8 protein-coding genes and 1 pseudogene are annotated in these 5,436 nt (G+C 35.6%); 8 read left to right on the forward strand and 1 reads right to left on the reverse strand.

The annotated features are described in order from the left end of the window. The first annotated feature begins 188 nt into the window (after positions 1-188). The 4 genes and pseudogenes from V7659_RS28095 (at position 189) to V7659_RS28110 (ending at position 2,065) form a co-directional block, all read left to right on the forward strand. A complete protein-coding gene (locus V7659_RS28095; protein ID WP_335543357.1) occupies positions 189-671 on the forward strand; it encodes a COG4315 family predicted lipoprotein in 483 nt (160 codons plus the stop codon). Between the two features lie 150 nt (positions 672-821). Next, positions 822-1,277, forward strand: coding sequence for a GNAT family N-acetyltransferase (locus tag V7659_RS28100; RefSeq protein ID WP_335543358.1), 456 nt, complete (start codon positions 822-824; stop codon positions 1,275-1,277). An 87-nt stretch (positions 1,278-1,364) separates the two neighbouring features. Then, positions 1,365-1,634: pseudogene (locus tag V7659_RS28105) on the forward strand (zinc ribbon domain-containing protein); the annotation flags it as partial. A 176-nt stretch (positions 1,635-1,810) separates the two neighbouring features. After that, positions 1,811-2,065 carry a hypothetical protein gene (locus V7659_RS28110; RefSeq protein ID WP_335543359.1) on the forward strand — a complete coding sequence of 85 codons (255 nt, stop codon included), beginning with the start codon at positions 1,811-1,813 and terminating at the stop codon, positions 2,063-2,065. Positions 2,066-2,453: 388 nt separating this feature from the next. Here the strand turns inward: V7659_RS28110 and V7659_RS28115 are convergent, their stop codons facing one another. Next, the gene (locus V7659_RS28115) at positions 2,454-2,675 is read right to left on the reverse strand and encodes a hypothetical protein (RefSeq protein WP_283878923.1); all 222 of its coding nucleotides are present in this window, start codon (positions 2,673-2,675) and stop codon (positions 2,454-2,456) included. Between the two features lie 208 nt (positions 2,676-2,883). Between V7659_RS28115 and V7659_RS28120 the strand changes: the two genes are divergently transcribed. Genes V7659_RS28120 through V7659_RS28135 form a run of 4 tightly spaced genes read left to right on the forward strand, consistent with a single transcriptional unit; the run spans position 2,884 to position 5,191 of the window. Then, complete coding sequence (locus V7659_RS28120) at positions 2,884-4,053, forward strand: acyltransferase family protein (protein ID WP_335543360.1); 1,170 nt, start codon at positions 2,884-2,886, stop codon at positions 4,051-4,053. Then, the gene (locus V7659_RS28125) at positions 4,028-4,156 is read left to right on the forward strand and encodes a hypothetical protein (protein ID WP_335543361.1); all 129 of its coding nucleotides are present in this window, start codon (positions 4,028-4,030) and stop codon (positions 4,154-4,156) included. Before V7659_RS28120 ends, V7659_RS28125 begins: the two co-directional genes overlap by 26 nt. A 13-nt stretch (positions 4,157-4,169) precedes the next feature. After that, entirely contained in the window at positions 4,170-4,826 is a 657-nt protein-coding gene (locus tag V7659_RS28130; protein WP_335543362.1) for an HAD hydrolase-like protein, read from the forward strand. Positions 4,827-4,864: 38 nt separating this feature from the next. After that, positions 4,865-5,191 carry an antibiotic biosynthesis monooxygenase family protein gene (locus V7659_RS28135; protein ID WP_335543363.1) on the forward strand — a complete coding sequence of 109 codons (327 nt, stop codon included), beginning with the start codon at positions 4,865-4,867 and terminating at the stop codon, positions 5,189-5,191. Positions 5,192-5,436 lie beyond the last annotated feature (245 nt).

A 5,436-nucleotide genomic window follows, 5' to 3' on the forward strand; every position in this document is an offset into this window, starting at 1 on the left:
ACTGTCATTTCTGCACGTGTTTAAAGAAAAGCCCCTCAGAACGGTCACAGTTCAAAATTAAATTGGGAGCTTTTTTTATAGCGGGGATTTATATTCAAAAGCACAAAAAAATCTTTTTATCATCAAACCGATTGAAAACTTTGTCCGTTTCCTTTAATGTAAACAACCATATTAGAGGAGGAACTTAAATGAAAAAGTACGCTTATTTCTTTTCCGTCTTCTTTTTAATCTTTTTGTTAGCTGCTTGCAGTAATGGGACAAAGGAAGCTACAAAAGAGGATAACCCAAAAAGTGACACCTCAACTATTGATAAAAGGAGTACAAATGCGAGTTTACAATTATTAGAGGAAGAAAAGGTAGGAAAATACTTAGCAGATTCAAAAGGAATGACGTTGTATTATTTTACAAAAGATCAAATAGGTAAAAGTGTTTGTAGTGGAGATTGTTTAGTCAACTGGCCGGCGTTTACTGCTTCACATTTTGATGTTCCAGAAGGATTTAACAAAAGTGATTTTGGTATAATCAAGCGAGAAGATAATGGGGTCGAACAGGTGACATACAAGGGATACCCACTATATTATTGGATCAAAGATAAAGCAAAAGGTGATGTAACAGGTCAGGGTGTAGGAGATGTGTGGTTTATTGTTAATGCAGAAACCACTTTCAAATAGCATTAGGCTTATATATTTCCAAATTTCGGTGCATTTGTTTAAGAAAGCTGCCAATGGCAGTTTTTTTTGTGTGAAAAGGAAAATACACTAGCAAAAATCCAGTTAATAGGTTAATATTTTCCAATAAAAGGTCCTAAGGGGGGATATTGTTTGGAAATAAAACTCGATGATTTAACCGGAGCAGATGTTGCAAAATTGATTGGTGAACATCTTCATAATATGAAACAGAATTCACCGCCAGAAAGTATCCATGCTCTAAATCTTGATCAATTGCAAAAACCGGAGATTACTTTTTGGTGTGCATGGGAAGGGAAGGAATTACTTGGGTGTGGGGCTTTAAAAGAACTTGATCACCAGCATGGGGAAATCAAATCGATGCGAACTTCATCCTTCCATCTAAGAAAAGGAGTAGCTAAACAGATGCTCCAACATATTGTTGAAGAAGCAAAACAGCGCGGCTATAACAGACTGAGTTTAGAAACGGGTTCAATGGATGCTTTTGAGCCTGCGAGAAGGCTATATGCCAGCTTTGGGTTCAGCTATTGTCAGCCATTCTCGGATTACACCGACGACCCCAATAGCGTATTTATGTCAAAAGAATTATAAGTTTATTGGGGAGGAATTGAATATGGATCACGAATTGAAAGAGGTTATCAAAAAGTGTGACCTTTCCATTAATTAAAACTTCGAGGAGTTAAAGTCGAACTTGTGGAGGAGTCCTACACTTCTGGCACGTGCCCTTCATGCGGAGAATTCCATAAACAATGGAATAGAAATTTCCACTGTCGATGCGGAGCAGAAGGACATTGGGATGAAGTCGGTGCCATTAATATTTTGGATAAGTCTGTCCATAAACAGCTAACGAAAAATAGAGAACTACCTAAAATAGAAGATACAAAGTATCGCCGAGTCCTTTTAGCTCCCATTTTCTCGCATAATGAAGCTAAAAGGGCAGTGGCGTAGTGCCTATGATTGGGCTACGGTATGTGGTTATTACTACATGTCGTAATGAACTGGAGAAGTAGTAAGACCTGGAAGCCCCGGCCAAAAGGCAGCTTTGATGAAGGTTTAAAAAAGTATCCCCTGGATTTATCCATGGGGCGAAGTCAAAATATGGATATTAGAGGGGGAAGGATTTTATGGATACTTCTAACAAAGATTCAAATCAGGAAACTGCAATGGAGAACGATCCCCGTTTTGAAGATAGGACTCCTTTTAATGATGTCATCAAGCACGGTGATATTGTACAAGGTTTTCAAGCCCCAAAGAGCGTCGAACAAATGCCAAAATGGTATCGGAATCCCCGGAGAATTCTTATAACCACCAGCCTCCTTATTTTCATTGGAGTCGTAATCTATCAACTGATCGATTTTTTTATCGCGATTACCTCTTAGAATCGATTGTTTACACAATACAACAAAAATAAGAGGTGAAAAATTCACCTCTCCATGATTCTGAAGATTACTACTTTTCTCGATGTGGGAACATTTGGTGCCATTGCTGCCATGTACCATGTGGATGTTGATGATGCCACTGCTCCCAAGGCATAAATTGAGAATGTGATTGACCATGTCCGTGAGTCATTCATTTCACCTACTTTATTATAAATTCTATATAGCTTATGCAAAGCATGTTTTTAAGGGTATATTTCATGTGAATTTTGGCAGGATTAACGAATGGTTCGGATATGAATTATAAAAGAAGCTGTCTATACTTAAAAAGACAGACATAAAAAGAACGCACATATTAAATTACATCTAACATGTACGTTCTTTTTCATGTTTATCGCTTTTTCTTTTTGGAATTATCGACAACAAATTTACTTTTTTTATTAACGACCTCTAATGTAACTTGAACATGAACATGTAGTTCATCAACATTTTTAACACTAGATACCTTTGCTTTACGCCCTTTAATTTTTAACTCTTCACCTTCGGTTGGAACACGTTGAAGCAGCTGAGTTAATAAAACATTATTGTTTTCAATAAAATGAACAGCATACATGTTGGTCTCACCTATTTCTTATGGTTTGTGATTCATAAAAAATGCTCATATAAAATATATGAGTTAGTTGAAGTGCACATTACTAAAAAAATATTTGAAAACGGCTGCCCGTACCAACGGACGAAATGGGTGAGATAAGAAGTTTACTATTAATATATAATTATGGTAAAAATAGGTAGAGATATAAGAGTTAATAATGGGGTGAAATATGGAAAATCAAAATGCATCTTTAAGTAGACAATATGATATCGATTGGATTCGCGTTTTAGCTACAATGGGAGTATTCCTTTATCACTGCTCTATGTTTTTTAATCCATTTCCATGGCATGTTAAAAATAATCATTTGGATTCAAGTAGTATTTTAGTATTTTCGCTGTTTGTTGGGGCTTGGATCATGCCGATCTTTTTAGCCATTTCGGGGAGCAATGTGTCTTTTGCCTTAAAAAAGCGGCAAACATCCGCTTATCTTAAAGAACGACTGATTAGACTAGGGGTACCCCTTGTGTTCGGAGTATTTATCTTAACTCCTCCGCAAATCTTTATGGAACGTATGGCCAACAACCAGTTTAGTGGTACCTTCCTAGAATTTTTGCCGCATTACTTTGATGGCATATATTTAGATTTTGGCGGAACAGGTAATTTCGCTTTCTTTGGATTACATTTGTGGTATTTACTTGTACTACTAGTCTTCTCCTTTATTACGTTACCATTATTTAAAAAAGCCCCTAACGGAAGAACATTTGGAATCACCCATCTATATTTACTGCCAATTCTCCTTTTTGTAACCGGGTTAATTAAAACACAAGGATTAGGCGGGTGGGACCTCGTATTCTATCTAGTCATTTTAATTTATGGCTATTATTTTTTCTCGAGTTCAGCATTTAAACCAATATTAAAATCAACCATTAACTATCATTTTATTTTGGCGATAATTACTACAGCCATTTACATCGTATGGTTTATGAAGTCGTTTACTCAACCAGGTTCAGTAGAAGGGATGATCTTTTATCTTGTCAGAACAGTTAATTGTTGGAGCTTGTTGCTTTGCATCTTCTTTCTGGCAGACAAATATTTATCTTTTTCCAATGGTTTCCTAAAGTATGCTAGTGAAGCTTCTATGCCATTTTATGTTTTACACCAACCTGTTATTGTATTTTTAGGCTTTTTCATTCGTGACCTTTCCTGGTCAATTCCAGTGAAACTTATTTTTCTCGTACCGGTTTCTTTTATTTTGATTATAATTTGTTATCATTTTATCATTCGACGTGTTCAGTTTTTAAGATTTACATTTGGGATGAAGGGACATGCAAATAAAAGTGTAACTTTTTCAAAAAATAAAGGAGTAAATATTCATGAAAATCCGGCAAATAAAAATTAGTGATGCCGAGCGATTTGTGCATTTAATAATTGCCATGGGTGGAAATGCCAGAAGGAATAACTTTTATAATGCAAGAATGAAATTTAACAAAGCCTATTTTTAAAGGGGATTAGAGTATGTCGCTATCGTTGATTTTTGATATGGATGGAACGCTTTTTCAAACGAACAAAATTTTAGAAATTTCGCTGCAAGAAACGTTTAATCAACTCCGAATAATGAATTTATGGGAAAAAGAAACACCCATAGAAAAATACCGTGAAATTATGGGGGTACCCTTACCAGTAGTTTGGGAAACCTTGTTACCTGACCATACAAATATTGTAAGAGAACAAGCTAATGAATTTTTTCATGAGAAATTAATTACTAATATTAACGAAGGTAATGGTGGGCTATATCCGAATGTAAAAGAAGTTTTCGGTTTTTTAAAGGAGCGGGGTTGTTCCATCTACATAGCTAGTAATGGTCAAGTAGAATATCTGAACGAAATCGTAAAATTTTATCACTTAGATCAATGGGTTAGTGAGACATTTAGCATTGAGCAAATACAAACTCAGAACAAGGCTGACTTAGTCCAAACCATTATGAAAAAGTATAAAATCGAAAAAGGTGCTGTAGTTGGTGACCGATTATCTGATATTATTGCGGCTAAAAGTAATGGACTAATTGCCATCGGCTGCAACTTTGACTTTGCTCAAGAAGGAGAAATGTCTCAAGCAGATATAAAGATTGATAGTTTACAGGAATTAATGAGTTTGGAGTGCATCTTAAACTAATACATTTAATCAGAATAAACAGAGAGGGGAACTTGAATTTGAGTGGGATTGCAAAGACACCAGAACCACCTTATTACGCTGTTATTTTTGCTTCACAACGAACAGAAGGGGACAGAGGGTATGAAAGAATGGCGGACAAAATGGTGGAGTTGGCAGCAAAGCAAAAAGGATTCCTAGGACTGGAAAGTGCGAGGGATGAACAGTTAGGAATTACAGTTTCCTATTGGGATACTTTAGAGTCCATCAAAGAGTGGAAGGAACATGCCGCCCACAAAATAGCACAAGAAAATGGGAAATCAGAATGGTACAAGAGCTTTTCCCTTAGAGTATGCCGTGTTGAGAGAAATAATTTTTTTGAAATGTAAAATTGTTAATCAGGAGTGGGAATGAGTAGAAGTTAAGTTTAAAAAAAGTTTCATCTGCCATTTAAAGCAGGTGAAACTTTTTTTAGACTAATATCTTCACATCTATAATTCTTACAAAACGTACTAAAGATGAATCAATCTTAAAAGTCCCTTGATCATTTTTCACGATAAAGTATTTGTTTTGATTCATCTTTTCAACTACTTCTTGTTCAACATCTTCTTTTTTGACATTAGATTCTTTAAAT

Source organism: Neobacillus drentensis (assembly GCF_036966985.1).
Taxonomy (GTDB): Bacteria; Bacillota; Bacilli; order Bacillales; family Cytobacillaceae; genus Neobacillus; species Neobacillus drentensis_E.

Excerpts from the sequence above, each read along its gene's own strand:
- V7659_RS28115 (WP_283878923.1), bottom strand. The coding sequence starts at position 2,675 with ATGTATGCTGTTCATTTTATTGAAAACAATAATGTTTTATTAACTCAG.
- V7659_RS28110 (WP_335543359.1), top strand. The coding sequence starts at position 1,811 with ATGGATACTTCTAACAAAGATTCAAATCAGGAAACTGCAATGGAGAAC.
- V7659_RS28125 (WP_335543361.1), top strand. The coding sequence starts at position 4,028 with ATGAAAATCCGGCAAATAAAAATTAGTGATGCCGAGCGATTTGTGCAT.
- V7659_RS28095 (WP_335543357.1), top strand. The coding sequence starts at position 189 with ATGAAAAAGTACGCTTATTTCTTTTCCGTCTTCTTTTTAATCTTTTTG.
- V7659_RS28130 (WP_335543362.1), top strand. The coding sequence starts at position 4,170 with ATGTCGCTATCGTTGATTTTTGATATGGATGGAACGCTTTTTCAAACG.
- V7659_RS28120 (WP_335543360.1), top strand. The coding sequence starts at position 2,884 with ATGGAAAATCAAAATGCATCTTTAAGTAGACAATATGATATCGATTGG.